This window comes from Streptomyces sp. NPDC013187 (genome assembly GCF_042899705.1).
Taxonomy (GTDB): Bacteria; Actinomycetota; Actinomycetes; order Streptomycetales; family Streptomycetaceae; genus Streptomyces; species Streptomyces hawaiiensis_A.
This window is the reverse complement of sequence record NZ_JBIBAF010000019.1, coordinates 43,361-69,874: the sequence shown is the minus strand read 5'-3', so window position 1 is coordinate 69,874 and position 26,514 is coordinate 43,361. Positions and strand designations below refer to the sequence as shown.

The following is a 26,514-nucleotide window of genomic DNA, read 5'->3' as shown; positions in this document are numbered from 1 at the left end:
GCGGCTACTCCCGGGTCAGGACCACCGCCGTGCCGTACGCGCACACCTCGGTGCCGACGTCCGCCGCCTCCGTCACGTCGAAGCGGAACGCCAGGATGCCGTTGGCGCCACGCGCGCGTGCCTGCTCGACCAGCCGCTCCATCGCCTGGTTGCGGGTCTGCACCAGTGTCTTGGTGAGCCCGCGCAGCTCGCCGCCGACCATCGACTTCAGCCCGGCGCCGATCTGGCTTCCCACATGCCTGGAGCGCACGGTCAGGCCGAAGACCTCGCCGAGCACCTCCCGCACGTGGTAGCCGGGTACGTCGTTCGTCGTGACGACGAGAACATCGGGCTCCGGGCCCTGTCCGCCGCCGTACTCATCGATGCCCATGGTCCACAGCTTTGACCGGGACCGCGCACAGTGCATCCTGAGTACGCCCATGGAACCTGGGCCATGACGGCTGCGTTGATACTTTGAGGCAGCCAGCCCCCGCCCGTACCCCACTGCAGCAGGAGCCACATCCCCGTGACCACGCTTGCGCTCGGCCCCGAGTGGCTCAGCCCGGACTACCTGATCTCGACGTTCAGCCTGCCCGGCATCCTGCTCATCGTCTTCGCGGAGTCCGGTCTCTTCGCGTTCCTGCCGGGTGACTCCCTGCTGTTCACGGCCGGGCTCTTCGTGGCCGAGGGCACGTACATCACCCAGCCGCTGTGGCTGGTCTGCACGCTGATCGTGCTCGCCGCCGTCATCGGCGACCAAGTGGGCTACATGATCGGCAAGTTCCTGGGCCCGAAGCTCTTCAACCGTCCCAACTCCAAGCTCTTCAAGCAGGAGAACCTGGACAAGGCCCACGAGTTCATGGAGAAGTACGGCCCCAAGGCGATCGTCCTGGCCCGCTTCGTCCCGATCGTGCGCACCTTCGCCCCCATCGTGGCCGGCGCCGGCCGCATGAAGTACCGCACGTTCCTCACGTACAACGTCATCGGTGGCATCGCCTGGGGCACCGGCGTCACCCTCGCGGGTTACTGGCTCGGCCAGATCGACTTCATCAAGAAGAACGTCGAGTCGATCCTCATCCTGATCGTCCTGCTCTCCGTCGTCCCGATCATCATCGAGTACCTGCGCGACCGCTCGAAGAAGAAGCGCGCGGCGGCCGAGGCCCCCGAGCAGCGGCAGCAGGCCCCCGCCATGGACGACGCGACGACCCAGCTCCGCCGCATCACCCCGGACGACCAGCCGCCCCACCAGCAGCCGCAGCAGCAGCCCTACGGCAACCAGAACGGCTACAACGACCAGCAGTACTACAACCAGTACCCGCAGAGCCCGGGCTACGGGCAGCAGCAGGGCAGCCACCAGCAGCCTGCCCCGGGCTACGGCCACCAGCAGCAGGGCGGCCACCAGCAGCCGTACGGCACGCAGCAGGGGCCTTACAACAACGGCTACTGAACCGACCGTCCTGGGGGGCGCGGGGAACTGCGCGAACACCCCCACCGGCCCGTGGCCGCCGACGTACCCCCCGGCTCCGACCTCCTCGGCGCTAGAAGCCCCTGGTGCGCTTGGCGGCCCGCCGCTTCTCCGCGGAGCCGATCCTCAGGAACATCCGGGAGATCTCGGACCCGAGGTTCACCCCGATGGCGATGGCCATGGCGAGCGCCACCGCCTTCGACAGCGACACCAGCCCTTCGTCCACCTCGCTCTGCGCGATCGCCAGCAGCCCGAAGTACGTCGCGGAACCCGGCAGCAGGGGACCGATCGCCGCGGTCGTGTAGGGCAGGGCGGAGGCGAACTGGTACCGGGACAGCAACTGCCCGAACAGCCCCACGAGCCCCGCGGCCGCCGCCGTGGACGCCACCGGCGAGATGTCCCCCACGTAGTGCATCGCGCCGTACACGATCCACGCGACACCGCCGTTCAGCGTCACCCACATCACGGTGGATCGTTCCTGCTGGAGCAGCACCGCGAACGCCAGTGACAGCAGCATCGACGCGCCGATCATCATCAGCGGGTCGTCGGAGGCCCCGAGCGCCTGGTCGGGGTTGAGCCGCGCGCCCAGCTGCACGCCGAAGTACAGCACCAGCAGCACACCGGCGACGATGCCGACGAAGAAGTACAGAACCTCCAGCAGCCGCGCGGACGCGGTGATGTAGAAGCCCGTCAGACCGTCCTGCACACCCGCCACGAGCGCCCGCCCGGGCAGCAGCGCGAACAGCCCACCGGTGATGACCGCGGAGGCCTTCACGTCCACGTGGCCGATCGTCAGCGCGACCCCGATCGCGGCCGGCGGCATCGCGGCGACCGTGAACTGGTAGAACTCCGGCAGCCCGCGCCCCGCGCACAGCCACGCCAGCCGGTCACCGAGCATCGCGCCCAGCGCCGCGGCGACGAACACGATCAGGTCGCCACCCACGAGCACGGAGGCCGCGCCGGCCAGCAACCCGCTCGCCCCCGTCAGCGCCCAGCCGGGATAGGGGTGCCGGTTACGGCGGATCTCCGCCAGCCGCCGGTAGGCCTCCTCCAGGGAGACCGCCGTCTCGTCGTCACTGAGGTCGTCCACCAGCTGGTACACGGCCGCCAGCCGCGTGTAGTCCGTGCCCCGGCGGCGCACGGTCCGCGACGCCGTGACCGGGTCGTCGACCAGGGACGGCTGGTACGAGATCGCCAGCAGCGTGAAGGTGACGTTGGGCTCGCAGCGGTCCAGCCCGTACGACCGGCACACGGCGAACATCGCCGCCTCCACGTCCTCGGCGCCCTCACCGCCCGCCAGCAGCAACTCGCCGATACGCAGCGTCAGGTCGAGCACGCGGGGCACCGCGGGCCCGCTCTCGTCGGTGCCGCGCTGGGTCGTCTCCGGCGCCGGCCGCTCCGCCACCGGCATGCGCAGCATCGTGCGCATCCGGTCCTGCCAGGGCACGTCCTTGGTCAGGCTGACCACGGGAATCCCGCTCGGCGGTGTGAAGGCCGACGGGGCGTGCTTGGAGCTGTACGTGCTCGGCGGGGTGAAAGCCGACCCCTCCTGCTCCCCCGAGGGCGCGGCGTGGACGTCCAGCCCGTGCGGCACGGCGAACTCGGACGTCGTGTCGGACTCCGAACCGGCCGTTCTGAGCAGGGCCAGCCCCTCGGGGATCGCGAACTCCGACGTCGTCGACATGTCCCCGTCGAGGCCGGTCCCGGCCGGAGGGACAAACGCACTCCTCGCCTCGTCCGACCTCGGTTTGCGGTCCTCCGCGTCCGTCACTGCCTGGCGCTCCCTGTACGACACGTCAGCCTCGTACCCCCCACAGCCTCAGTATGCGCACAGACGGACGAACGGGCCGCACACGCAGGCGTGCGGCCCGTCAGCATCAAGAGAGGGAGGTCAGTGACCGCCCTGGTCCTTGAAACGCTTGTAGGACCGCTCGATCTCGGCCTCGGCGTCGGTGCGGCCCACCCAGTCGGCACCCTCGACCGACTTGCCGGGCTCCAGGTCCTTGTAGACCTCGAAGAAGTGCTGGATCTCCAGGCGGTCGAACTCCGACACGTGGTGGATGTCCCGCAGGTGCTCCACGCGCGGGTCCGTCGACGGCACGCACAGCAGCTTGTCGTCGCCGCCGGCCTCGTCCGTCATGCGGAACATGCCGATCGCGCGGCAGCGGATCAGGCAGCCCGGGAACGTCGGCTCGTCGAGGATGACGAGCGCGTCCAGCGGATCGCCGTCCTCGCCGAGGGTGTTCTCGACGAAGCCGTAGTCGGTCGGGTAGGCGGTCGAGGTGAAGAGTCGCCGGTCCAGGCGGATACGACCGGTCTCGTGGTCCACCTCGTACTTGTTGCGCGAACCCTTCGGAATCTCGATCGTGACGTCGAACTCCACCGGTGGCTCCTCCATGATCAACACATAGTTCTGGTGGTTAAGTGTCCCTCACGCAGGTGTGTGATCGCGAAAGGGGCTGGTGGTCGTGCCAGAGCTGAGGCCTTGGCGGGCCGCGAAACCGCACGTGGTGCGGCTCGCGGATGCCGTACGACCACGCCTGGCCCGGGCCGCAGCAGCCACGAAACCACGGCTCGCGCGGCTCGCACGAGCCGGAAAACCGCAGGTCGCGAAGGTCGCTCGGCCGAAGACCTGGCAGTACACAGCGGGCGCCGCCACCGCCGGACTCGCACTGACCGCCGGTGTGGTGACCGCCGCCGGTCCCTGGGACTCCTCGGGTCAGCGTACGGCCGAGCGGGACCGGGCAGTGGCCCTGGGCCGCGCGGGTGGCACAGATCACGGCAGCGCCCCCGGCGCACCCGGCCGGCCCCGGCCCGCCCCCAGCGCCGGACCCGTGCTGACCGGCCTCGGCGGCGTCAGCACCGTGAAATCCGCCCCGGACGGCAAGGCCCTCGCGGACGCCCTGCGCCCCCTGCTCAAGGACCCGGCCCTCGGCCCCCGGCCCGCCGCGGCGGTCATGGACGTGACCACCGGACGGCGCCTGTTCGGCTCCGGCGCGGGCACCGGGCTCACCCCGGCCTCCACGACGAAGGTCGCCACGGCCGTCGCCGCACTGTCCGCGATGGGCCCCGACCACCGCCTCACCACCCGCGCCGCGCTGGAGCCCGACACCAAGGAAGTCGTCCTGGTCGGAGGCGGCGACCCCACGCTCACCGCCCGGGAGGACACCGGAGGCTCGGCGAGTCTGCGCACCCTGGCCGCCCGGACGGCCGCCGCGCTCGCCGACCGGGGCGTGCGCGAGGTGACGCTCTCCTACGACACGACCCTCTACGCGGGCGACGAAAAACACCCGATCGGGGACAACCCCAACCTCGCACTCGTCAGCCCCCTGATGGCCGACGAAGGCCGCACGAACGACTCGGTGAGGGGCCCGGTCGAGCGCGTGAAGGACCCGGCGGCGGACGCGGCCCGCCGGTTCGGGGAGCTCCTGACGTCGCACGGTGTCAAGACCACGGCGCCCGGCCCGTCCAAGGCCACGACCCGGGCCGAGTCCCTCGCGGCCGTCTCCTCGCCCCCGCTCTCCGCCCTCGTCGAACGCATGCTGACCAACAGCGACAACGACATCGCCGAGGCACTCGCCCGCCAGACGGCGATCGCCACGGGCGAACGGGCCGACTTCGCCGGAGCCGGCCGGGCGATCGGCTCCCGGTTGCGCAAGCTCAGCCTCCCCGTGAAGGGAGCCGCCTTCAGGGACGGCAGCGGCCTCGACCGCGCCGACCGGCTCACCCCCGAGCTCCTCACCGCGCTGCTCGCGAAGGCGGCCGACCCCTCCCACCCCGAGCTCCGCCCGGCCCTCACCGGCCTTCCCGTCGCCGGCTTCACCGGCACCCTGACCACCCGCTACCGCGAGGGAGCGTCCGGCGTCGTCCGCGCCAAGACCGGCACCCTCTCCGGCGTCCACACCCTCGCGGGCACCCTGGTCGACGAGGACGGCCGCCTGCTGGCCTTCGCGTTCATGGCCTCCGGCACCGACCCCGGCAGGCCGACGGCGTCCCAGCAGGCCCTGGACCGGATCGCGACGGCCCTGGCGGCGTGCGGCTGCAGGTGACGGACGGGACCGGCTCGGTGCGCCTCGGCCGCCCGCACCCGCTCCGGCGTCGGGGACGTGCCCGCCGGGGGGCTCCGGTCGTCGCCGCCCTGCCCGAGCGGGCGGCCCTCACGTACGGTTGACGCATGACGAGCATCGGTGGTGCTTCAACCGGCATGGTCGACTGGAATCTCGCGGTCGCGACCGCGACCCGGCTCGTACGGCCGGGCCCCGAGGTCAGTCGCGACGAGGCCCGGGCCGTCGTCGCGGAGCTGCGTCGGCATGCCAAGGCCTCGGAGGTACACGTCCGGGAATTCACCCGTCTGGGCACCGAGGAGGGGCACGACACCCCCGTCCTCGTCGTCGACCGGCCGGGCTGGATCCGGGCGAACGTCGCCGGGTTCCGGGAGATCCTGCGGCCCCTGCTCGACAAGATGCAGGAACGGCGCGGCACCACCACCGGCGGCGCGGTCATGAGCGCCGTCGGCGGCAAGGTCACCGGCGTCGAACTCGGCATGCTGCTGTCCTTCCTGGCCTCCCGGGTCCTCGGCCAGTACGAGACCTTCGCCCCCGCCGCCGGCGACCTCCCCTCCGGCGGTTCCCCCGACGCACCGGGTGGCGGCAGGCTCCTGCTCGTCGCCCCGAACATCGTCCATGTGGAGCGCGAACTCGACGTCGAGCCGCACGACTTCCGGCTCTGGGTCTGCCTGCACGAGGAGACGCACCGCACCCAGTTCACCGCCGTGCCCTGGCTGCGGGACCACCTGGAGGGCGAGATCCAGTCGTTCCTCCAGGAGACCGACGTCGACCCCATGACCGTCCTGGAGCGCGTCCGGGAAGCCGCCCAGAGCCTCGCCGGGGGCCGCCCCGAGGCCGAGGAGGACGACGGCGGCCGCTCCCTCGTCGAAATCGTCCAGACCCCCGCCCAGCGCGAGATCCTCGGCCGCCTCACGGCCGTGATGTCCCTGCTGGAGGGCCACGCCGACTTCGTGATGGACGGCGTCGGCCCGTCCGTCGTGCCCTCCGTCGGGGAGATCCGCGAGAAGTTCCAGCAGCGCCGCGCCAAGGGCGCCTCCCGCCTGGACCTGGCCCTGCGCAAGCTGCTCGGCCTGGACGCCAAGCTCCGCCAGTACCGGGACGGCGAACGCTTCGTGCGGGCCGTCGTCGACGAGGTCGGCATGGACGGCTTCAACCGCGTGTGGACCTCGCCCAACACCCTGCCGACCAAGTCGGAGATCGCCAAACCGGCGGACTGGGTCGCGCGGGTGCATCGCAGGGCCGAGTAGTGAACTTCGCGGGAAGGTCGTGAAGGGAAACCGGCCGACGGCAGGCGAACGCCCCTCCAATCACCCGTCCGAGGGACCGTGAGGCAGGGGTAGGCGTGCAATGCTCGGGGAACGGCCCGGTTCTGTCACCATCTACACACTCTGCGTGACCGGCACGCGGGCTCACCCCCCGAAAACTTCATGAAGGGAACCGGACATGGGTCCCCATCCTGCGGTCGCGGCGATACGCCTGGCGGTCCGCCGCGTCCTCCACGACCTCCTCACCGAACACCACCGCGCCCCCGCCGCGGTCCCGCACGCCCACGCGCACTCCACGCCGGACGAGCCTCCCCCCGGCTCTCGGCCGCACTCGAGCACGGAGGTACCCCCACCTCCGCCGCTCGTGCTCGTGGCGTGCTCCGGCGGCGCGGACTCCATGGCCCTCGCCTCCGCCCTCGCCTTCGAGGCCCCCAAGCTCGGCGTCCGAGCCGGCGGCGTCACCGTCGACCACGGCCTCCAGACCGGCTCCGACCTTCGCGCCGCGGAAGTCGTCCAGCGGCTGCGCGAACTCGGCCTCGACCCCGTCGACTCCGTCGCCGTCACCGTCGGCCGCACCGGCGGACCCGAGGCCGCCGCCCGCGACGCCCGCTACGCGGCGCTCGACACCGCCGCCGAGCGCCACGGCGCCGCCGCGGTCCTGCTCGGCCACACCCGCGACGACCAGGCCGAAACCGTCCTCCTCGGCCTCGCCCGGGGCTCCGGCATCCGCTCCCTGTCCGGCATGGCCGCGGTCTCGGGGGCCGGCGGCCGCTACCGGCGCCCCTTCCTGGAACTCGACCGGCAGACCGCCCGCAAGGCCTGCATGGTCCAGTCCCTGCCCGTCTGGGACGACCCCCACAACGCCGACCCGGCCTACACCCGCTCCCGGCTCCGCCACGAGGGCCTGCCCGCCCTGGAGAAGGCCCTCGGCAAGGGCGTCGTCGAGGCCCTCGCCCGTACGGCCCGGCTCTCCCGCGACGACGCCGACGCCCTGGACTCCTGGGCAGGCCAGGCCGAGGCCACCGTCCGCGACGCCGCGGGCCTCCTTGAGTGCGCCAAGCTCTACGCCCTGCCGCCCGCCGTACGCCGCCGTATCCTGCGCCGGGCCGCCATCGCGGCCGGTGCGCCCGCCGGCTCGCTGTTCGCCCGCCACATCGAGGAAGTCGACCGGCTGATCACCGGATGGCGCGGTCAGGGAGCCATCAACCTCCCCGGCAAGGTCGTGGCCCGGCGGCAGGGTGGCAGACTGGTGATTCGGCAAGGCTGAGCCACGACCCCTCCCCGCAGGCGGCGGAGGGGCCGCTCGGCCGGTGGGACGACCGAAAGTGATGCGGGTGGACGCGAAAGACATGGGTGCCGACCTCGAGAAGGTGCTCATCACCAAGGAAGAGATCGACGCCAAGCTGGCCGAGCTGGCAGCGAAGATCGACGCGGAGTACGCGGGCAAGGACCTGCTGATCGTCGGAGTCCTCAAGGGCGCGGTGATGGTCATGGCCGACCTCGCGCGGGCGCTGTCCACCCCCGTCACCATGGACTGGATGGCCGTATCCTCGTACGGGGCGGGCACCCAGTCCTCCGGTGTCGTGCGGATCCTCAAGGACCTCGACACCGACATCAAGGGCAGGCACGTCCTGATCGTCGAGGACATCATCGACTCCGGCCTGACCCTGTCCTGGCTGCTCTCCAACCTCGGCTCGCGCGAGCCCGCCTCCCTCAAGGTGTGCACGCTGCTGCGCAAGCCCGAGGCCGCGAAGGTCGCCATCGACGTGGAGTGGGTCGGCTTCGACATCCCCAACGAATTCGTCGTGGGATACGGCCTCGACTACGCCGAGAAGTACCGCAACCTCCCGTTCGTCGGTACGCTCGCGCCCCACGTGTACGGCGGCTGAACACCCGGCCGGAGTGCCGTGACGGTGATCGGGAACCCCAGCGGGCTTCCCGCCGTTGGAGCAGGCGTAGGCGGATCGCCAGCCGTCCCACGCGGCTTCAGGTGACAATGCTGGGGTACCGTCCGAAGAACAGTCTTTATCAAACTCACTATGGCAGGAGGGACGGGGCGGCACCGCTCCGTATGGATGGACGTGAAGCGATACTTCCGTGGGCCGGTCATGTGGATCGTGCTGGCCGTCCTTGCCGTGGTCGTGTTGATGCAGGTCGTCGGCTCGTCCGGCGGCTACAAGACGGTGGACACCGGCCAGGTCGTCCAGGCGATCAACCAGAACAAGGTCGAGTCGGCCAAGCTGACCACCGGTGACGAATCGATCATCAAGGTCACGCTCAAGGACGGCGTAAAGGTCGAGGACAGCTCGAAGATCCAGGCGAGCTACATCGGCACCCAAGGCGTGGACCTCGCCAACACGCTGCAGAACAAGTACCAGGACAAGCAGATCCCGGACGGCTACACCGTTTCGCCGTCCAAGCAGAACCCGTTCGTCGGCATCCTGCTCTCCCTGCTGCCCTTCGTACTGATCGTGGTCGTGTTCCTGTTCCTGATGAATCAGATGCAGGGCGGCGGCTCCCGGGTCATGAACTTCGGGAAGTCCAAGGCGAAGCTCATCACCAAGGACACCCCCAAGACCACCTTCTCCGACGTCGCCGGATCCGACGAGGCCGTCGAGGAGCTCCACGAGATCAAGGAGTTCCTCCAGGAGCCGGCCAAGTTCCAGGCCGTCGGCGCCAAGATCCCCAAGGGCGTCCTGCTCTACGGGCCTCCCGGCACCGGCAAGACCCTGCTCGCGCGTGCCGTCGCGGGCGAGGCCGGCGTCCCGTTCTACTCGATCTCCGGTTCCGACTTCGTCGAGATGTTCGTCGGTGTCGGTGCCTCCCGAGTCCGTGACCTGTTCGAGCAGGCCAAGGCGAACGCCCCGGCGATCGTCTTCGTCGACGAGATCGACGCGGTCGGCCGCCACCGCGGTGCCGGCCTCGGCGGCGGTCACGACGAGCGCGAGCAGACCCTGAACCAGCTCCTCGTCGAGATGGACGGCTTCGACGTCAAGGGCGGCGTGATCCTCATCGCCGCGACGAACCGGCCCGACATCCTCGACCCGGCGCTGCTGCGCCCCGGCCGTTTCGACCGGCAGATCGCCGTCGACCGCCCGGACATGCAGGGCCGTCTGGAGATCCTCAAGGTCCACCAGAAGGGAAAGCCGGTCGCGCCCGACGTCGACCTGTCGGCCATGGCCCGCCGCACGCCCGGCATGACGGGTGCCGATCTGGCCAACGTCCTGAACGAGGCCGCCCTGCTGACGGCCCGCAGCGACCAGAAGCTGATCGACAACCACATGCTGGACGAGGCGATCGACCGTGTGGTCGCGGGCCCGCAGAAGCGGACCCGGATCATGTCGGACAAGGAGAAGAAGATCACCGCGTACCACGAGGGCGGACACGCCCTGGTCGCGGCGGCCTCACCGAACTCCGACCCCGTCCACAAGATCACGATCCTGTCGAGGGGCCGCGCCCTCGGCTACACGATGGTGCTGCCGGACGAGGACAAGTACTCGACCACGCGCAACGAGATGCTGGACCAGCTGGCCTACATGCTGGGCGGCCGCGCGGCCGAGGAGCTCGTCTTCCACGACCCGACCACGGGTGCCGCCAACGACATCGAGAAGGCCACCGGTCTGGCCCGCGCGATGGTCACGCAGTACGGCATGACCGAGCGTCTCGGCGCGATCAAGTTCGGTGGCGACAACACCGAGCCCTTCCTCGGCCGTGAGATGTCTCACCAGCGCGACTACTCGGAAGAGGTCGCCGCGCTCGTGGACGAAGAGGTCAAGAAGCTCATCGAGACGGCGCACAACGAGGCCTGGGAGATCCTCGTCGAGAACCGCGACGTCCTCGACAACCTCGTGCTGCAGCTGCTGGAGAAGGAGACGCTCGGCAAGGAGGAGATCGCCGAGATCTTCGCGCCGATCGTCAAGCGCCCGCCGCGACCTGCCTGGACGGGTTCCTCCCGCCGTACGCCGTCCACCCGCCCGCCGGTCCTCTCCCCCAAGGAGCTGGCCCTGACGAACGGGGCGAACGGCGCGACGCCGGCCATCTCCACCGCGAAGAGCACCACGACGGCGGAGCCCGCCCCGGCGCCCGAGCGGACCGCGGAGGACCGCCCCGAGAGCTGACCTGAGCTCTCCCGGCGGCCCCCTGCCCCGGAATGGATGCCGCGCCCCCCAGGTTTTAGCCTGGGGGGCGCGGCTTTTCGCCATTTCCGCAGGCCGCCCCGTGAAGGACACAGGAACGAGGCAGCAGATGACCGACCCCGTGAAGCTGGACGGCGACGGCCAGATCGGCGAGTTCGACGAGAAGCGCGCCGAGAACGCCGTACGCGAGCTCCTGATCGCGGTCGGCGAGGACCCGGACCGCGAGGGCCTCCGAGAGACGCCGGCGCGGGTGGCGCGGGCGTATCGGGAGCTGCTCGCAGGGCTGCGGCAGGAGCCCGAGGACGTACTGACGACGACGTTCGACCTGGGGCACGACGAGATGGTCCTGGTGAAGGACATCGAGATCGTTTCCCTCTGTGAACATCATTTGTTGCCATTCCACGGTGTAGCCCATGTGGGTTACATCCCGGCTGAGACCGGCAAGATCACCGGTCTGTCGAAGCTCGCCCGTCTAGTCGAGGTTTTCGCCCGGCGGCCGCAGGTGCAGGAACGACTCACCACGCAGATCGCCGACTCGCTGATGAAGATCCTCGAGGCCCGGGGCGCCATCGTCGTGATCGAGGCGGAGCACATGTGCATGTCCGTGCGCGGCATTCGCAAGCCGGGGGCCAAGACCACGACATCGGCGGTCCGCGGCCAGCTTCGGGATGCAACGACCCGGTCCGAGGCGATGAGTCTGATACTGGCGCGCTGACCCGATTGTCAGTGGTGCCCGATACCGTCCTTGATCAGTGAGGTGATCGCTGATCAGGGGGATCGCGGTGGAGCGTTGGCTGCCGAGCAAGCAGCTGGTGAGCGTGGTCGGTGGGGGCAGTCAGGCCCGTGACGTCGAGGTGGGCTCGAAACGGTGGAGCCTGGACGGTACGCGGACCGTGCAGACGACCGTCGTCGGAATCTCGGCCGTCAAGGCGCGTGAGGTCGTTGACGTGGTCACCGACCGTCTGACTTTCACCGTCGCTTCGCAGCAGGAGCTGCGAACGACCGAGGGCTGGGTTCCCGCAGTCCACGCCCGGGGCGCCATGATCGCCCGGACGCACGCAGAACTACGTGTCTCTCGTCGTCAATGACGAGTCCTTCGCGTCGCGGTACGCCGCGTGTCTGACCAAGGCCACCGGGCTGTCGGCGCGTCTCGAACCGGTGACGCGGCCCTCGGGGTTTCTCGAGCGGGACGTCTCGGGGTTCCGCGTGCGAGTGGTGTCGTCGTACCTCTCTGACGCTCTGCGGCAGTGTGTGGGGGGCGACGCGCACCACATGCGGCAGCGCTTCCCGCGGGTCGTGCTGTGCGACGACGTCATGTTCGCAGGCTTCCTCGACGGCTACGTGGACGGTGACGGCCATCGGATCCGCACACACCGGGACGCGCGGGTGGTGGTCAGCGGCGACGTTCCGTTTCTACGGGAGATGGCAGCGATCATCGGTGCACGGTTCACACCGAACTCCGTGCCAGGTCGCGCGTCGCGCGTGTACATCTCCGACCAGTGGGCCCGCAGGGGAACCTTCCGGCACCCTCTACAGCTACCGACTCGCCCCCCACCCCGGCTTCCTCGTCAACGGGCATCTCGCCCGTCAGTCGTGGTGAGCGCGAGCGGTGTCAGACCGTCGGTGCCACGCCCGTGCCGTCGTTCTCGTCGTCCTCCGGGAGCTTGCAGACGCGTTCCAGGAAGAGGGCGGCCGCTATGACGCCGATGCCGGCGAGGACGGAGAAGCCGGCGTAGATGGCCTGGTCGCGGCGGGCGGGGATGTCCAGGGATTCCAGGAGGAAGGCTCCGGTGCCGCCGTACATGCCGGCGACGAGGGCGGCGACCAGGGCGCTGGCGTGGCCGAAGACGACCGCGCGGGCCGCCATGAGGGGGTCGACGCCCTTCGCTTCGGGGCGGCGCTCGCGCTGGGCCTTCAGTCGGGCGCGGATCGAGAGCGCCGTGGCCAGCAGGACCACGGCGATCACGGCCAGGACGATGGGGGCGGCCAGCGGGACGCTCGGGAGCGTGCCGACCGAGTTCCACAGGCGGGCGCCCGCCCAGGACAGGACTCCGGCCACGACGAAGACGCCGGCCAGCACCCGGATACGCAGCTCTCTCACGGTGTCCCTTCGGTTCCCCCGGCTTCCGGCCCGGTTCGCGGCCGTCTTGACCTTAACGGCTACTCGGGCAGCCGGAGTTCCAGGTCCTCGCGGGGCGCCACCCCGTCACGGGTGACGATGTCGAGGAGACCGGCGACGGGGCCGCGGCCGGGCAGCTGGGCCTCGGGGTCCAGGTCGTGCCAGGGCGCCAGGACGAAGGCGCGTTCATGGGCCCGGGGGTGGGGGAGGGTGAGCTGCGGGTCGTCGGAGACGACATCGGCGTAGGAGACGATGTCGACGTCGAGGGTGCGGGGTCCCCAGTGCTCGTCGCGGACGCGGTGGAAGGCCTCCTCGACCGCGTGCGCGCGCTCCAGGAGCGAGGACGGCGGGAGGGTGGTCTTGAGGACCACGACGGCGTTGAAGTAGGCGGGCTGGCTGCCGGGGTCCACGCCCCAGGGCTCGGTCTCGTAGACCGGGGAGACGCCCTTGACGCGGACGCCGGGCGTGTCCTCCAGGGCGTCGATGGCTCCCTGGAGGGTCTCCAGGCGGTTGCCGAGGTTGGAGCCGAGGGCGACGACGGCCCGTTTGGGGTTGGACAGGGTCGTGTCGGCGGCGTCGACCTTCTCGACGACGGAGGCGGGCACCGGCTGTACGGTCGGGTCGGTCGGACCCTTGATGAAGGGCGCGGTCATACTCGGCTCCGGGTGATGGTGACGGTCACGTCGTCGAAGGGGACGGTGATCGGGGCGTCCGGCTTGTGGACGCAGACCTCGACCTCCTGTACTCCCTCGTGCTTCAGACAGGCCTGGGCGATGCGCTCGGCGAGGGTTTCGATGAGGTCGACGGGCTCGCCCTGGACGACGGCCACGACCTCCTCCGCCACGATGCCGTAGTGCACGGTCTTCGCCAGGTCGTCGTCGGCCGCGGCCGGTCGGGTGTCCAGGCCGAGGACGAGGTCCACGATGAAGGTCTGGCCCTCCGCGCGTTCCTCGGGGAACACGCCGTGGTGCCCGCGGGCCTTCAGGCCGCGCAGCGCGACACGATCCACGCGAATCACTCCTGCAATCGTCGGTCAGGGCCGGTGGGTGCCGTGTGCGGTCGGCACACCGGGCCTCGGTTCGAATCTACCTGCGCGCACGGGCGGGTCCGGGCCACGGGGTGGGGGCTGTGGCCGGGCCCGGCAGGGTTCATCCGGCGTTTTCCCTGGGGAACCCGTCGGTGCACAGGTTGGTAGCCGCCCCTACCCGGGCGTAGGTGATTCCAACCACTTCCTGGCGCGTACCCACTCAGGCGGGGGTGTCGTCCTGCTCGTCCTCGTCTGTTTCCGCCAGGACCGGGGAAGCGTGGTGCGACCAGATCCTCCACCCCTGGGGCGTGCGCCGGAACACGTTGGTGGCGACCACGAGCTGTCCGACGAGCGGGCCGAGCTCCTCGCCGGCGCCCTCGGGTGCGGGGCCGCCGCTGAGGATGTTCTCCGTGCAGGTCACCAGGGCGGTGTCGCCGGTGACCGAGACGTGCACGTCGGTCAGGAAGAACTGGATGTAGTCGGTGTTGGCCATGATCAGCGCGTACGACCTGAGGACCTCGCCGCGGCCGGTGAGCACGGGCCAGCCGGGGTGCACGCAGGAAACCACGCCGGTGTCGGCCGGGTCGTGGTAAGACTCGTCGACGCCCAGGTCGGAGGGGGTCAGCCAGAGCGACGCCAGTTCCTCGAAGTCGCCCTGCTCCAGCGCCTCGTAGAAGGCGGTGTTGGCGGCCTCGACCTGTTCGACGTCGGTGTGCGGGGCGCTCACCGGGCTCCTTCTGTGCCGGTGCGTGCTCCTTCGATGGCGCGGGCGACCCGTACGGCGTCCGCGGTGGCGCGCACCTCGTGGACACGGACCGCCCATGCGCCGGCGTGCGCCGCGAGCGCGGAGACGGCCGCGGTGGCCGCGTCGCGTTCGCGTGCGGGCGGCGGGGGGCCGTCGGGGCCGGCGAGGACCCGGCCGAGGAAGCGTTTGCGGGAGGCGGCGACGAGCAGCGGGTGGCCGAGGGCGAGGACCCGGTCGAGGCCCGCGAGGAGGGCGAGGTCGTGCTCGGCGTCCTTGGAGAAGCCGAGGCCGGGGTCGACGATGACGCGGTCGGGGGCGATGCCGCCGGCCAGGACGGCCTCCACGCGCGCGTGGAGTTCGTCGACGACCTCGGTGACGACGTCGGTGTACTCGCCCCTGACGTTGCCGCCCTGCAGGAAGCCGCGCCAGTGCATGACGACGAAGGGGGCCCCGGCGTCGGCGACGGCCGGGATCATGCGGGGGTCGGCGAGGCCGCCGCTGACGTCGTTGACCAGGGCGGCGCCGGACGCGAGGGCCCGTTCGGCGACGGAGGCGCGCATGGTGTCGACGGAGACCGTGACGCCCTCGGAGGCCAGGCCGCGGACGACGGGGATGACGCGCCGCAGCTCCTCGTCCTCGTCGACCCGGGTGGCGCCGGGGCGGGTGGACTCGCCGCCGACGTCGACCAGGTCCGCGCCCTCGGTGACCAGGCCGAGGCCGCGTTTGACGGCGGCCGTGGTGTCGAAGAAGCGGCCGCCGTCGGAGAAGGAGTCGGGGGTGACGTTCACGACTCCCATGACCGCGCAGCGGTCCCGTTCCGGTAGGCCCGCCACGCGCCCGCGTCCGCTCTGGTTGCTCATATGTTCAGCGTAGGCCCCGGCGGGGGCCGTCCGGCGCTGCGGCCCGGCGACGGCCCCGGGCGGGGGGCGTCTCATGCCGCCCGGACGTCGCGTTCGGCCGTGGTGGCGTGGGCGCAGGGGCGGGGGGCGGCGAAGCGCCGGCGGCGCAGGAAGCGCGGCAGGGGCAGGGCGAGGTTGACGAAGCCCTCGGCCTGCATGGCGGCGAAGCCGATGCGGGGCAGGTCGGCGGAGGCGCGGTAGACGACGAAGCGCGGTTCCCAGCGCGGCTGGAACTTGGCGTTGAACTTGTAGAGGGACTCGATCTGGAACCAGCGGGAGAGGAAGACCAGCAGCCCGCGCCAGGCGCGCAGCACCGGGCCGGCGCCGATCTTCTCGCCGCGGGCCAGCGCCGCGCGGAACATGGCGAAGTTGAGGGAGACACGGGCGATGCCGAACCTGGGGGCGGCCTGGAGGGCGGCCACGATGAGCAGTTCGTTCATACCGGGGTCGGCCGAGCGGTCACGGCGCATCAGGTCCAGGGAGACGCCGTCGGGGCCCCACGGCACGAAGTGCAGGATCGCCTTCAGATCGCCGTAGGGGCCGGGGTGCTCGTCCTGCTTGTGGGCGGTGGCGATGAGGCAGTCGCCGTCGGCGGGGTCGCCGACGCGGCCGAGCGCCATGGAGAAGCCGCGTTCGGTGTCGGTGCCGCGCCAGTCGTCGGCGGCCTGGCGGACGCGCTCCAGTTCGGCCTCGCCGAGGTCACGGACACGTCGTACCCGGGTTTCGTAACCGGCGCGCTCGATGCGCTTGACCATCTGGCGCACATTGCGCATCGCGCGGCCGGCGAGGGAGAAATCCGCGACGTCCACCACCGCCTCGTCGCCCAGTTCGAGGGCGTCGAGCCCGGTCTCGCGGGTCCACACCTCGCCGCCGGTCTCGGAGCAGCCCATGACGGCGGGGGTCCAGGAGTGGGCCCTGGCCTCGTCCATGAACCGTTCGATGGCGCCGGGCCAGGCCTCGACGTCGCCGATCGGGTCGCCGCTGGCGAGCATCACGCCGGAGACGACACGGTAGGTGACGGCCGCCTTGCCGCTGGGGGAGAAGACGACGGCCTTGTCGCGGCGCAGCGCGAAGTGGCCGAGGGAGTCGCGGCGCCCGTGCTTCTCCAGCAGGGCGCGCAGCGCGGCCTCGTCCTCCTCGGTGAGCTGTGCGGCCGGGTGCTCGGGGCGGAAGGCCAGGTAGATGGTGGTGACGGCGGTGAGCAGGCCGAGGGCGCCGAGTGAGAAGGCGACGGTCCAGGAGGTGTCGCCCCGGTAGTCGACCGGGCCTTCGAAGCCGAACAGGCCGTAGATGACGTGGGTGATGCGGTCGGCGAGGCTGGGGTCGCCGACGATGCGCCCGCTGTGGACGCTGACGACGAGCAGTCCGAGCGCGAGCGAACCGGCGCTCATAAGCACGAAGTTGGCGAGGGCCTTCCAGCGGCTGCGCGGGTCGGGCAGGGCGTTGAACTGGTCGCGGTGGCGCAGCAGGGGCGCCAGCAGTACCAGGGAGATCAGCACGCCCACCAGCGAGTGCCGGTAGGTGAACTGGGCGACGGCCCCGGCGGGCAGGAGCGCCACCGCGGCCCGCCAGGCCCGGCGCTTGCCGCGCTTGAGGCCGTGGGCGAGCAGCAGCAACAGCACTCCGGTGCTGAGGGACAGGGCGGCCGCGAACGGACCGAGCGCGCCGGGCAGGACCTCGGCGATGGCGTGCATCCTGCTGTGCCGGAAGCGCGGGAAGACGCCCGCGGCGATGTCCAGGACGCCCACCAGGGCGCAGGCTCTGCCGACGAGGACAGGGACGGCCTCGGGGCGTGGCCCGCTCAGTATCCGGCTCACCCGGCCCGGACGGGCCGTGCCGCTGCTGCGACGCGGAACCTCGCCCGACATTTCCTCATCTGTCCTGACAGACATCGCATCCCGTAGTTCTGCGAGAGACCTTGGATCCGGTGCCGATTCGGGCATCCGGCGACATTGCGCCCTCTAGGACGGTGTCTCGGGGAGAGAGGTTCACTCTCCACGTCAAAGCCGTTTCAAAGGACGAGGAAAGTCCGGGACAAGCCCTTGCGAAGGTGTGAGGGGTACGGGTCCGGACGGAGAGCGCGGACAGGTGACCGATCCATGGGTCTGACGAGCAACGAGGTGCTGGGGCTGGCCGTGCTGTCCGCCGTGCTGCTGTTCGCCGGCACGGTCTGGCTGTGGCCACGGCTGGCCCGGCGCAGCCTGCGTGCCGTGAGCGGGCGGGTCGCCCTGCTGCTGGGCACCCAGGTGGCGCTGTTCGCCGCGGTGGGCCTGGCCGCCAACCAGTCCTTCGGGTTCTACGCGAGCTGGGCGGACCTGTTCGGGCAGGAGAAGGACCAGGGCGTGGTCGTCGACCACCTGCGGGGCGGGGGTCCGCTGGAGGTGGTCGGCTCGCGCCGGGTGCCGGGTGCGAGCGGTGCGCTGCCGCAGACGGGCGGCCGGATCCAGCGGGTCGACATCGTGGGCCGTACGACGCACATCGCCACGCCCGCGTTCGTCTATCTGCCGCCGGAGTACTTCCAACCGCGCTATCGCGCCCACCGGTTTCCCACCGCCGTCGTGCTGACGGGTTATCCGGGCACGGCGTCGGCGCTGGTGGAGAAGCTCCGCTATCCGCGTACGGCTCTGGAACTGGCCCGGGCGGGCCGGGCGAAGCCGATGATCCTCGTGATGCTGCGGCCGACGGTGGCGCCGCCCCGGGACACCGAGTGCGTCGACATCCCGGGCGGTCCGCAGACCGAGTCGTTCTTCGCGAAGGATCTCCCCGAGGCGATGCGCACGCAGTACAGGGTGGCCGAAAAGCCGGGCGGTCTGGGCATCATCGGCAACTCCACGGGCGGTTACTGCGCGTTGAAGATCGCCATGCACCATCCCGGTGTGTACGCCGCCGGGGCCGGCCTGTCGGCTTACTACAAGGCGCCGATCGACGCCACGACAGGCGACCTCTTCCAGGGCGACAAGGCGCTGCGCAATCGCGCGGACCTGCAGTGGTACCTCGCGCACGAGCCCGCTCCCGATACGTCCCTGCTGGTCAGCAGCAGCAAACAGGGAGAGACCAACTACAAGGACACGCTGAGGTTCATCGAGCGGGTGGAGGGCACCGGGCGGACGCGGATCTCGTCGATCATCCTGGAAAGCGGGGGGCACAACTTCAACACCTGGCGGCGCGAGATTCCGGCGGCGCTGGAGTGGATGAGCGAGCGGCTGACCGGGCCCTGAAAATGATCTTGGGAATTGGGTGAGCGATCGATTCCGGTTGTTCCCGAGTTCTGAAGTGGTGTGAACGTTTCGGCACGGCTTTGTTTTTGCGGGGTGGGTCACCATGATTCGCCTACGCGCGGTAAGTTTCTGGCCATGCCACGTGGACGTCACCGCCATTCCCCGCCCCTGCACAGGATGCTGCCCCCGTCGGCGATCGCAGGCGTCTCCCTCGTCTGCGCCCTGGGGCCCTGGGTGTTCACGGAGCCGATGCTGCTCCGCGGTCTGGCCGCCGCCGCGGCGGCGACGGCGGTCATCGGCGCGGTGGTGCTGCGCCGTTGGGACACCCAGGCGGGCAAGCGCGTCGCCGACCTCACGCGCGCGCGTGCGAGCGACGAGTGGCGCTTCGAGGAACGCGTGGCCGAACTGGAGGCCGCCCTCGAGGAGTCGCGCGAGCTGCGCGGGAAGCTGGAGCAGCGGCTGCGTGCCAAGCGCACGGAACTGGCCGGACTGCGCAACGAGCACGCCGCGCTGCTGCGCCGGTACGCCACGGCGGAGGCGGAACGCGCGAGCGTCCTGGAGGATCGCCGGGTTCTCGAGATAGAGGCGACGGCTCCGGTCCGGGCCGCGCTGCCGTCAGGGGCGTCGGACGAGGTGGCGGCTTCGCCGGAGCCGGACGAGGCGCCTACCGCGCCTGCCGCTCTCGGCGCCGAGGAGCAGCCCGCGGTTCCCGCCGTGTTCTCGCCGGAGGGTTCCCGGCTGTTCCTGCGTGCCGCGGCCGCACTCGCCCGGTTCGACGGTGAGACGGTTCCGGACCCGGACGGCGGCGGCGACGGCGATGGCGCGCCGAAGGACGCGGAGCAGGAGCCGGAGCAGGAGCCGGAGCAGGAGCAGGAGCAGGAGCAGGAGCAGGAGCAGGAGCAGGAGCAGGCGGAACAGCAGGCGCCGGAGGACGAGGCGCAGGGGCCGTCCGAGGCGGACGACGGGCACGAGCGCACGACCGCCGAGACGTCCGTGCCGGGCGACGGGACCGGCCAACTCCCCGAGCCCGCGCGGGCCGAGCAGCCCGCCGGCCGGCTCTCCGGGCACTACACCGTCCCGACCGCCGTGGCCGTCCCGCCGCAGTCGCCGGTGCGGCGTCCGCCGGCCGGGGACGGGTTCGACTTCTTCGGCACGAAGGCCGGTACGTCCCGGGCGGCCCTGGAGGCCGTGCAGAACGAGGACCTCGCCGATGTCGTCGGCCAGGAGGCGCTCGCCCTGCACAAGGCCGAGACCGAGGCCCACTACAAGCCGGCCGACGAGGAGTCGCGCGGCATCGGCCAGGTCATCGACCTGACGGCGCACGACGAGACGGAGCAGATCGACGTACAGGGGCTGCGCAGCGCGGTGTCCTGACGCTCGTTCCGATCGAGGGCCCCTCGGCTACGGCCGGGGGCCCTCGGCGTTCGGACGGTCACACCATCCAGCGGTCCGGCCGCGCGTCCCTGCGTCCCGTGCGGGACCGCTCCGCCTGTGCCGCCAGCAGCTCGCGCGCCTCACCGGCGTCCCGCAGCCGGGCCCGCACCGTCTTGTTCGCGCCCGTGTCCACACACACGTCGGCGACGCCCCGAGCCCGTTCCCATGGCCCCTGCGTCATCCGCACGCTCTGCACCTTGGCGTGCGGCACCAGCGCCAGGCTCCTTCGCAGCAGACCGGACCGGGCCGCGAACACCGCGTCCGTGACGGCGAGTCCGTATCCGCGCCACCACAGCGGCACGCACCAGCGGGCGCTGCGCGGCGCCGGCGACAGGGCCGCGGGCCCCGGCACGGTCACCCCCGGAAGCACGCGCGCGACGACGTCCTCGGCGATCTCGCGCGGAGCGACCGGCACCAGCACGGAGTTGGACGAACCGGCCACGTCCAGCTCCACACGCACCCAGCCGCGCCGCCGCCACAGCAGCGGTTCCACGATCCGCACGTTCTGCACGCGCCCGGGCGGAACCGTCTCGTGGGCCCGGTCCAGCAGCCCGTGGTCGATGCGCAGCCCGTCGGGCGACTCACCCACCGTCCAGTCGTACTCGGCGACGAACCGTCCCACGCTGCTCGCGCCCGCCGCGCCCAGCAACGGCAGGGCGACCGCGAGGATCGTCCACAGGCTGTGGGTGACCAGCCACAGCACCGGCGGGACGACGAGCGCCGCGGCCAGTGACATCCAGGTGGCGCCCGTCAGCACCAGAGACAGGGCGAGCACGCCCGGCGGCACCCGCAGCAGCTGCCGGGACGGGGCCTCGCCGATCTCGTGCGCGGTCTCGGGTGCGAAACCGGCTGCCCGGGCGAGCAGTTCGGCCCGCAGTGCCCGTGCCTCGTCCGCGCCGAGGAAGGCCAGCTCGTCCTTCTTGTCGGCGCCTATGACGTCGAGTCTGAGCTTGGCGACGCCCGCGACCCGGGCCAGCAGCGGCTGGGTGACGTCGACGGCCTGGATCCGCTCCAGCCGGATGTGCGCGGTGCGCCGGAACACGAGCCCGGTGCGGATGCGCAGTTCGGTCCCCGTCACCGCGAAGTGCGTGAACCACCAGGAGCAGAAGCCGTAGAGGGCGGCGGCCGGTACGAGCACGGCCAGGCCGATCAGCAGCGTGGTCGTGGTCAGCCGGGTCAGATGGCGCTGTGCCCCGTCGGGGTCGTGCACGGCCCAGCCGATGAGCACCGCGACCGGTGCCCAGGCGCGCCGCAGCGGCGTGACGGGGTGCAGCCGCCGCTCGGTCACCTCGGCGGCGGCCTCCGAGGCCTCGGCGGCCTCCGGCGCCGTCACAGCCCCGCCGACCGGGCTTCGCCCAGCTCGGTGAGCCGGTCGCGCAGCCGTTCCGCCTCGGCCGGGTCCAGGCCCGGGATGGTCGCGTCGGTGGCCGCGGCGGCCGTGTGCAGCTGCACGCTGGCCAGCCCGAAGTGCCGCTCGACGGGCCCGGACGTGACCTCGACCAGCTGCATCCGCCCGTACGGCACGACCGTCTCCTCGCGCCACAGCACGCCCCGGCTGATCAGCAGGTCGTCGGCACGCTCGGCGTACCGCCAGGAACGCCAGTTGCGCTCGATCATCACCCAGCTCCACGCCAGCAGGGCCAGTGGCGGCAGGGCGAAGGCGGCCCAGGCGGGGCCCGCCAGCAGCCCCGGCAGCAGTCCGGCCGCCAGGGCGATCAGCCCGAGCCACACGACCAGCAGCAGCCGGCGCATCCTCAGCAGACCGGGCGGCAGCGCGATCCACACCGGCTCACCCCCGGCCGCCTCGGCCGTGCCCTGTGTCCCGTCCGGCCCCACCTCGTGCGGACTCCCCGTATCCATGGGGCCAGCGTACGTAGGAGAGACTGTGTCCATGACTCCCACGACGGAGACCATGGTCGGAATCGGCGGCGCCGCGGAGAGCACCGACATGGTGCTCAACATCGGACCGCAGCACCCGTCCACCCATGGCGTGCTGCGGCTGAAGCTCGTCCTGGACGGCGAGCGCATCAGGAGCGCGGAGCCGGTGATCGGGTACATGCACCGCGGCGCGGAGAAGCTGTTCGAGGCGCGCGACTACCGCCAGATCATCATGCTCGCCAACCGCCACGACTGGCTGTCGGCGTTCTCCAACGAGCTGGGCGTCGTCCTCGCCGTGGAGCGGATGCTCGGCATGGAGGTGCCCGAGCGCGCGGTGTGGCTGCGCACGCTGCTCGCCGAGCTGAACCGGGTGCTGAACCACCTGATGTTCCTCGGCTCCTATCCGCTGGAGCTCGGCGGCATCACCCCGATCTTCTACGCCTTCCGGGAGCGCGAGGAGCTCCAGCACGTCATGGAGGAGATCTCCGGCGGGCGGATGCACTACATGTTCAACCGCGTGGGCGGCCTCAAGGAGGACCTGCCGGCCGGGTGGACCACGCGCGCGCGTGCCTCCGTCGCCGACGTGCGCTCGCGGATGGACCGTTTCGACGACCTGGTGCTCGGCAACGAGATCTTCCGGGGCCGCACCCGGGGCGTCGGCACCCTCTCGCCGGAGGCCGTGCACGCCTACGGGGTCAGCGGGCCGATCGGACGCGCCTCGGGCGTCGACTTCGACCTGCGCCGGGACGAGCCGTACCTCGCCTACGGCGAACTGGCCGGTGTCCTGAAGGTGGTCACCCGCCAGGAGGGCGACTGCCTCGCCCGCTTCGAGTGCCTCCTGGAGCAGACGCACAACGCGCTGGACCTGGCCGACGCGTGCCTCGACCGGCTGGCCGAGCTGCCGCCCGGGCCGGTCAACCAGCGGCTCCCGAAGGTCCTGAAGGCACCCGAGGGCCACACGTACGCCTGGACCGAGAACCCGCTCGGCATCAACGGCTACTACCTCGTCAGCAAGGGCGAGAAGACTCCGTACCGGCTGAAGCTGCGCTCGGCGTCGTACAACAACATCCAGGCGCTGACGGAGCTGCTGCCGGGGACGCTGGTCGCGGACATGGTGGCGATCCTGGGGTCGATGTTCTTCGTGGTCGGAGACATCGACAAATAGCGCCTGGAAGGGGCCTTCCAGCGCCTAGGAGGGGTCCTCCAGCGCCTGGAAGGGGTCCTCGACGCCGACGGGCTGCACCAGCCAGCCGAAGTCGCCCAGCCCGCCCGGCGCGGTGAGCTCGGCGGCCTCACCGGCGCTCGCGAGGGCGCGTACGTAGGCGGCGGGGTCGGTGGAGGCCAGTGCGAGCCGGGGGCGTGCGCCGGTCACGTCCAGGGCGTGCAGTGCCTCGCGCTGGGGCAGCACGCGGCCGCCGGGCAGCGCGCACGCGTCCAGGGCCACATGGGCCGTGATGTCGCAGGAGCCGTCCGGGACGGGTGTGGTCTCGCGGCCCTCCCGGAACCCGGTGAGGGTGCCGAACGGCGGGCGGGTGTCCGCCGTGTGCGCGTAGTCCACGGCCACCGCGAGCCCCCGCCCGAGCGTCGCCACCGCGGCGGCCCAGGCCTCGTCCCGGGGCAGACCGATCTCGGCGCGCAGCCCCTCCTCGCCGGACAGCGGCCACCACCGCTCCAGCCACCGCGCCGACACCCCGCCCACCGGCTCCCCGAGCCGCTCGGTCCCGTCCTCCCGGACCATGACCAGCCGTGGGACGCCCGCGGCGTCCACCTCCGCGACCTCCACGGGCACGTTGTCGAGCCACTCGTTGGCGAAAAGCAGCCCGGTCGTCTCCTCCGGGGGCCTGGCCAGCCACTCGATCCGGTGATCGAGCCCCGCGGGCCGCTCGGCGATCTCGACGGCGTACGCGCGCGTACGTGCCGCCACGTCGGCGGGGAGGGCGGCGATCACCCCGCTCGTCAGCTCACCCCGCCCGGCCGCCATGTCGACGAAGTCCAGCACCGCGGGCCGCCCCAGCGCCTCGTCGACCCGGCACAGCAGCCGGGCCACGGCTCCCGCGAACAGCGGCGACGTGTGCACGGACGTCCGGAAATGCCCGGCCGGTCCCTCCACACTCCGGTAGAAGCCCCCCGGCGCGTACAGCGCGTCCTGCGCCGCCGCACGCCACCCGCGCCACCCATGCCACCCGCGCCACTCGCCCCTCGTCCCTGCCGTCATCGGGCCAGGCTATGTGGACACAACGAACGCAACTCCACCTTGCGGAGTACGCGCGGCCGGCGCGGATCGGCCCTCCGGTTGACCCCTGCACCTATCGCACTTCCCTACGCTGGGTTACGTGCAGCGCCTCTATGACTTCCTCCGCAGGCACCCGACGTGGGTCGACGGCACCTGGGCCGTCGTCCTCCTCGGGATTTCGGTGCTGGGCGGGGCGGCGGGCGAGCGGATCGGCCCCTGGTCCGTGGTCGTCCCGATCACGGTGCTGCTGAGCCTGGTGGTCGCGTTGCGCCGCCGGATGCCGGAGAAGATGCTGCTGCTCGCGGCGGCGGTCGGCGTGGCGCAGCTGGTCACGGACGTCGCGATCCTGCCCGCCGACTTCGCCATGCTGGTGATCGTCTACACCGTCGCGGCGGAAGGGGCCCGCTGGGCCTCCCGCTTCGCGCTGGTCGCCGGCCTGTGCGCGGCCCCCCTGGCCCAGCTGCGCTGGTCGAACGAGCAGACGGGGATCGCGGGCGACATCGCCCTGGCGGTACTCCAGACCGTTCCCTTCGCCCTCGCCTGGGTGCTCGGTGACTCCATCCGCACCCGCCGCGCCTACTTCGCGCAGCTGGAGGAGCGGGCCGCCCGCCTGGAGAAGGAGCGCGAGGCACAGTCCAAGGTCGCCGTCGCCGCCGAACGGGCCCGGATCGCGCGCGAGTTGCACGACGTCGTCGCGCACAACGTCTCGGTGATGGTGGTCCAGGCCGACGGTGCCGCCTACGTCCTGGACGCCGCGCCCGACCAGGCGAAGAAGGCCCTGGAGACCATCTCCTCCACCGGCCGCCAGGCCCTCGCCGAGATGCGCCGCCTGCTCGGCGTGCTGCGCACCGGCGAGCACCAGGAGGCCGGCGAGTACGTGCCACAGCCCGACGTCCAGCAGATCGAGGACCTCGTCGAGCAGTGCCGCGGACACGGACTGCCCGTCGACTTCAAGATCGAGGGCACGCCCCGTCCGCTGCCCAGCGGCGTCGAGCTCACCGCCTACCGCATCGTGCAGGAGGCGCTCACCAACACCCGCAAGCACGGCGGGCCCAACGCGGGCGCGAGCGTGCGGCTGGTCTACTTCGACGACGGCCTCGGCCTGCTCGTCGAGGACGACGGCAAGGGCGCCCCGCACGAGCTGTACGAGGAGGGCGGGTTCGACGGCCAGGGCCACGGTCTGATCGGCATGCGCGAGCGGGTCGGTATGGTCGGCGGCACCCTGGACGCGGGCCCGCGCCCGGGCGGAGGATTCCGCATCAGTGCCCTGCTGCCGCTCAAACCCGCGCACTGACTCCGTACGCCCCTCGCTGACACCTGTAACGCCCCTTGAGACGACCCGACATGGAAGAGGCCCGATGACGATCCGCGTGATGCTCGTCGACGACCAGGTGCTGCTGCGCACCGGGTTCCGGATGGTGCTCGCCGCCCAGCCGGACATGGAGGTCGTGGCGGAGGCGGGCGACGGCGTCGAGGCCCTCCGGGAACTGCGGACGACCGAGGTCGACGTGGTGCTGATGGACGTCCGCATGCCGAAGCTCGACGGGGTGGAGACGACCCGCCGGATCTGCGCGGACACCGACCCGCCGAAGGTGCTCATCCTGACCACCTTCGACCTCGACGAGTACGCCTTCTCCGGGCTGAAGGCGGGCGCCTCCGGCTTCATGCTCAAGGACGTCCCGCCGGCCGAGCTCCTGACCGCGATCAGGGCCGTGCACAGCGGGGACGCGGTCGTCGCGCCCTCCACCACCCGGCGGCTGCTGGACCGCTTCGCACCGATGCTGCCGGGCACCCAGCAGCCCCGGCTCAAGGAGCTGGAGCGGCTCACCGACCGTGAGCGCGAGGTCATGGTGCTGGTCGCGCAGGGTCTGTCCAACGGCGAGATCGCGGCGCGGCTGGTGCTGTCGGAGGCGACCGTGAAGACGCACGTGGGCCGCATCCTGACCAAGCTCGGGCTCAGGGACCGGGTGCAGGTCGTGGTGCTGGCCTACGAGACGGGGCTGGTGCGGGCCGGGCGGCACGGCTGACCCGACCGGGCTGTGCCGCCCC

General features: G+C 71.4%; 25 protein-coding genes. 13 read left to right on the top strand and 12 right to left on the bottom strand.

Going from position 1 to position 26,514, the window contains the following annotated elements; genetic code table 11:
* Positions 1–4: 4 nt before the first annotated feature.
* A complete protein-coding gene (locus ACFY5B_RS33345) occupies positions 5–370 on the bottom strand; it encodes a YbjQ family protein (RefSeq protein WP_389976921.1) in 366 nt (121 codons plus the stop codon).
* 135 nt (positions 371–505) lie between these two features.
* On the opposite strand from ACFY5B_RS33345, the gene ACFY5B_RS33340 reads away from it, so the two are divergent.
* On the top strand, positions 506–1,426 hold the full coding sequence (locus ACFY5B_RS33340) for a DedA family protein (RefSeq protein ID WP_389976919.1): 921 nt from the start codon (positions 506–508) through the stop codon (positions 1,424–1,426).
* A gap of 91 nt (positions 1,427–1,517) precedes the next feature.
* Here ACFY5B_RS33340 and ACFY5B_RS33335 read toward each other — a convergent pair whose 3' ends face one another.
* Both ACFY5B_RS33335 and ACFY5B_RS33330 read right to left on the bottom strand, forming a co-directional pair.
* Positions 1,518–3,215, bottom strand: coding sequence for a threonine/serine exporter ThrE family protein (locus ACFY5B_RS33335; protein ID WP_389976916.1), 1,698 nt, complete (start codon positions 3,213–3,215; stop codon positions 1,518–1,520).
* A 120-nt stretch (positions 3,216–3,335) separates the two neighbouring features.
* Positions 3,336–3,827 (bottom strand): inorganic diphosphatase, encoded by a 492-nt coding sequence (locus ACFY5B_RS33330; RefSeq protein WP_007452023.1) that lies wholly within the window; start codon positions 3,825–3,827, stop codon positions 3,336–3,338.
* A 79-nt stretch (positions 3,828–3,906) separates the two neighbouring features.
* On the opposite strand from ACFY5B_RS33330, the gene dacB reads away from it, so the two are divergent.
* From dacB to ACFY5B_RS33295, 7 genes are all read left to right on the top strand, one after another.
* Positions 3,907–5,493, top strand: coding sequence for a D-alanyl-D-alanine carboxypeptidase/D-alanyl-D-alanine-endopeptidase (gene dacB / locus ACFY5B_RS33325; protein ID WP_389976913.1), 1,587 nt, complete (start codon positions 3,907–3,909; stop codon positions 5,491–5,493).
* Between the two features lie 125 nt (positions 5,494–5,618).
* Positions 5,619–6,758, top strand: coding sequence for a zinc-dependent metalloprotease (locus ACFY5B_RS33320; protein WP_389976910.1), 1,140 nt, complete (start codon positions 5,619–5,621; stop codon positions 6,756–6,758).
* 196 nt (positions 6,759–6,954) lie between these two features.
* Positions 6,955–8,043 carry a tRNA lysidine(34) synthetase TilS gene (gene tilS, locus ACFY5B_RS33315; protein WP_389976907.1) on the top strand — a complete coding sequence of 363 codons (1,089 nt, stop codon included), beginning with the start codon at positions 6,955–6,957 and terminating at the stop codon, positions 8,041–8,043.
* 61 nt (positions 8,044–8,104) lie between these two features.
* Complete coding sequence (gene hpt / locus ACFY5B_RS33310) at positions 8,105–8,665, top strand: hypoxanthine phosphoribosyltransferase (RefSeq protein WP_053669745.1); 561 nt, start codon at positions 8,105–8,107, stop codon at positions 8,663–8,665.
* Between the two features lie 186 nt (positions 8,666–8,851).
* Entirely contained in the window at positions 8,852–10,894 is a 2,043-nt protein-coding gene (ftsH, locus tag ACFY5B_RS33305) for an ATP-dependent zinc metalloprotease FtsH (protein WP_389977088.1), read from the top strand.
* Between the two features lie 127 nt (positions 10,895–11,021).
* The gene (gene folE, locus ACFY5B_RS33300; RefSeq protein ID WP_389976904.1) at positions 11,022–11,627 is read left to right on the top strand and encodes a GTP cyclohydrolase I FolE; all 606 of its coding nucleotides are present in this window, start codon (positions 11,022–11,024) and stop codon (positions 11,625–11,627) included.
* A gap of 67 nt (positions 11,628–11,694) precedes the next feature.
* Positions 11,695–12,000: a hypothetical protein gene (locus ACFY5B_RS33295; RefSeq protein WP_389976901.1), complete on the top strand. Its 306-nt coding sequence runs from the start codon at positions 11,695–11,697 to the stop codon at positions 11,998–12,000.
* Positions 12,001–12,524: 524 nt separating this feature from the next.
* On the opposite strand, the gene ACFY5B_RS33290 is transcribed toward ACFY5B_RS33295, so the two are convergent.
* The 6 genes from ACFY5B_RS33290 to ACFY5B_RS33265 form a co-directional block, all read right to left on the bottom strand.
* Positions 12,525–13,013: a DUF3180 domain-containing protein gene (locus ACFY5B_RS33290; RefSeq protein WP_389976898.1), complete on the bottom strand. Its 489-nt coding sequence runs from the start codon at positions 13,011–13,013 to the stop codon at positions 12,525–12,527.
* A 59-nt stretch (positions 13,014–13,072) separates the two neighbouring features.
* The gene (gene folK / locus ACFY5B_RS33285; RefSeq protein WP_389976895.1) at positions 13,073–13,684 is read right to left on the bottom strand and encodes a 2-amino-4-hydroxy-6-hydroxymethyldihydropteridine diphosphokinase; all 612 of its coding nucleotides are present in this window, start codon (positions 13,682–13,684) and stop codon (positions 13,073–13,075) included.
* A complete protein-coding gene (folB, locus tag ACFY5B_RS33280) occupies positions 13,681–14,040 on the bottom strand; it encodes a dihydroneopterin aldolase (RefSeq protein WP_389976892.1) in 360 nt (119 codons plus the stop codon). The genes folK and folB overlap by 4 nt, the downstream gene beginning before the upstream one ends.
* Before the next feature lie 238 nt (positions 14,041–14,278).
* On the bottom strand, positions 14,279–14,785 hold the full coding sequence (locus tag ACFY5B_RS33275; RefSeq protein WP_344461005.1) for a nuclear transport factor 2 family protein: 507 nt from the start codon (positions 14,783–14,785) through the stop codon (positions 14,279–14,281).
* Complete coding sequence (gene folP / locus ACFY5B_RS33270) at positions 14,782–15,663, bottom strand: dihydropteroate synthase (RefSeq protein ID WP_389976889.1); 882 nt, start codon at positions 15,661–15,663, stop codon at positions 14,782–14,784. Before folP ends, ACFY5B_RS33275 begins: the two co-directional genes overlap by 4 nt.
* Positions 15,664–15,734: 71 nt before the next feature.
* Complete coding sequence (locus ACFY5B_RS33265) at positions 15,735–17,570, bottom strand: phosphatidylglycerol lysyltransferase domain-containing protein (protein WP_389976886.1); 1,836 nt, start codon at positions 17,568–17,570, stop codon at positions 15,735–15,737.
* A 231-nt stretch (positions 17,571–17,801) separates the two neighbouring features.
* Here ACFY5B_RS33265 and ACFY5B_RS33260 point away from each other — a divergent pair, with 231 nt between their 5' ends.
* Positions 17,802–18,920: an alpha/beta hydrolase gene (locus tag ACFY5B_RS33260; protein ID WP_389976883.1), complete on the top strand. Its 1,119-nt coding sequence runs from the start codon at positions 17,802–17,804 to the stop codon at positions 18,918–18,920.
* A 135-nt stretch (positions 18,921–19,055) separates the two neighbouring features.
* Entirely contained in the window at positions 19,056–20,294 is a 1,239-nt protein-coding gene (locus ACFY5B_RS33255) for a coiled-coil domain-containing protein (RefSeq protein ID WP_389976881.1), read from the top strand.
* Between the two features lie 58 nt (positions 20,295–20,352).
* Here the strand turns inward: ACFY5B_RS33255 and ACFY5B_RS33250 are convergent, their stop codons facing one another.
* A complete protein-coding gene (locus ACFY5B_RS33250; RefSeq protein ID WP_389976878.1) occupies positions 20,353–21,687 on the bottom strand; it encodes a PH domain-containing protein in 1,335 nt (444 codons plus the stop codon).
* Positions 21,684–22,214, bottom strand: a complete 531-nt coding sequence (locus ACFY5B_RS33245; RefSeq protein WP_389976875.1) for a PH domain-containing protein — start codon at positions 22,212–22,214, stop codon at positions 21,684–21,686. Before ACFY5B_RS33245 ends, ACFY5B_RS33250 begins: the two co-directional genes overlap by 4 nt.
* A gap of 31 nt (positions 22,215–22,245) precedes the next feature.
* On the opposite strand from ACFY5B_RS33245, the gene ACFY5B_RS33240 reads away from it, so the two are divergent.
* Positions 22,246–23,397, top strand: a complete 1,152-nt coding sequence (locus ACFY5B_RS33240) for an NADH-quinone oxidoreductase subunit D (RefSeq protein ID WP_389976872.1) — start codon at positions 22,246–22,248, stop codon at positions 23,395–23,397.
* Positions 23,398–23,421: 24 nt separating this feature from the next.
* Here the strand turns inward: ACFY5B_RS33240 and ACFY5B_RS33235 are convergent, their stop codons facing one another.
* Positions 23,422–24,447 (bottom strand): SAM-dependent methyltransferase, encoded by a 1,026-nt coding sequence (locus ACFY5B_RS33235; RefSeq protein WP_389976869.1) that lies wholly within the window; start codon positions 24,445–24,447, stop codon positions 23,422–23,424.
* A gap of 118 nt (positions 24,448–24,565) precedes the next feature.
* Here ACFY5B_RS33235 and ACFY5B_RS33230 point away from each other — a divergent pair, with 118 nt between their 5' ends.
* Positions 24,566–25,759, top strand: a complete 1,194-nt coding sequence (locus ACFY5B_RS33230) for a sensor histidine kinase (protein WP_389976866.1) — start codon at positions 24,566–24,568, stop codon at positions 25,757–25,759.
* Positions 25,760–25,823: 64 nt separating this feature from the next.
* Complete coding sequence (locus ACFY5B_RS33225) at positions 25,824–26,492, top strand: response regulator (RefSeq protein WP_389976863.1); 669 nt, start codon at positions 25,824–25,826, stop codon at positions 26,490–26,492.
* The last annotated feature ends 22 nt before the right edge of the window (positions 26,493–26,514 follow it).

Bases quoted from the DNA above. Each gene is read 5' to 3' on its own strand.
- ACFY5B_RS33255 (WP_389976881.1), top strand. From the start codon at position 19,056: ATGCCACGTGGACGTCACCGCCATTCCCCGCCCCTGCACAGGATGCTG.
- hpt (WP_053669745.1), top strand. From the start codon at position 8,105: ATGCGGGTGGACGCGAAAGACATGGGTGCCGACCTCGAGAAGGTGCTC.
- folP (WP_389976889.1), bottom strand. From the start codon at position 15,663: ATGAGCAACCAGAGCGGACGCGGGCGCGTGGCGGGCCTACCGGAACGG.
- folK (WP_389976895.1), bottom strand. From the start codon at position 13,684: ATGACCGCGCCCTTCATCAAGGGTCCGACCGACCCGACCGTACAGCCG.
- ACFY5B_RS33265 (WP_389976886.1), bottom strand. From the start codon at position 17,570: ATGTCGGGCGAGGTTCCGCGTCGCAGCAGCGGCACGGCCCGTCCGGGC.
- ACFY5B_RS33260 (WP_389976883.1), top strand. From the start codon at position 17,802: ATGGGTCTGACGAGCAACGAGGTGCTGGGGCTGGCCGTGCTGTCCGCC.
- ACFY5B_RS33320 (WP_389976910.1), top strand. From the start codon at position 5,619: ATGACGAGCATCGGTGGTGCTTCAACCGGCATGGTCGACTGGAATCTC.
- ACFY5B_RS33345 (WP_389976921.1), bottom strand. From the start codon at position 370: ATGGGCATCGATGAGTACGGCGGCGGACAGGGCCCGGAGCCCGATGTT.
- folE (WP_389976904.1), top strand. From the start codon at position 11,022: ATGACCGACCCCGTGAAGCTGGACGGCGACGGCCAGATCGGCGAGTTC.
- tilS (WP_389976907.1), top strand. From the start codon at position 6,955: ATGGGTCCCCATCCTGCGGTCGCGGCGATACGCCTGGCGGTCCGCCGC.
- ACFY5B_RS33245 (WP_389976875.1), bottom strand. From the start codon at position 22,214: ATGGATACGGGGAGTCCGCACGAGGTGGGGCCGGACGGGACACAGGGC.
- ACFY5B_RS33225 (WP_389976863.1), top strand. From the start codon at position 25,824: ATGACGATCCGCGTGATGCTCGTCGACGACCAGGTGCTGCTGCGCACC.
- ACFY5B_RS33240 (WP_389976872.1), top strand. From the start codon at position 22,246: ATGACTCCCACGACGGAGACCATGGTCGGAATCGGCGGCGCCGCGGAG.
- ACFY5B_RS33235 (WP_389976869.1), bottom strand. From the start codon at position 24,447: ATGACGGCAGGGACGAGGGGCGAGTGGCGCGGGTGGCATGGGTGGCGC.
- ftsH (WP_389977088.1), top strand. From the start codon at position 8,852: ATGGACGTGAAGCGATACTTCCGTGGGCCGGTCATGTGGATCGTGCTG.